Here is a 240-nt window from a genome sequence, read left to right on the forward strand (position 1 = left end):
AACTGGCAGTTGCGATCAATAAAGGGCGTTGGAAGGAAGAGATAGCACCAATCGGACTACCTTATCCATCAATGTGGGAAGATATATTAAATACAGGATATAAGGAAAAGATTGTGATACCAGATCCAAATGTATCAGGAACAGCATATACGTTTTTTTAATCACTTATTGATACGGTAGGTGAAGAGGAAGAGAAGGAATATGTGAAGAATGTCGCAGGACAAGGTGGTGAAGGAACGG

General features: G+C 40.0%; 1 pseudogene. It reads left to right on the forward strand.

Annotated elements, in window-relative coordinates:
* Positions 1 to 240: pseudogene (locus K5S59_RS29920) on the forward strand (ABC transporter substrate-binding protein); the annotation flags it as partial.

This window comes from Bacillus sp. BML-BC051 (genome assembly GCF_019656175.1).
In the GTDB taxonomy this organism is placed as follows: Bacteria; Bacillota; Bacilli; order Bacillales; family Bacillaceae_G; genus Bacillus_A; species Bacillus_A mobilis.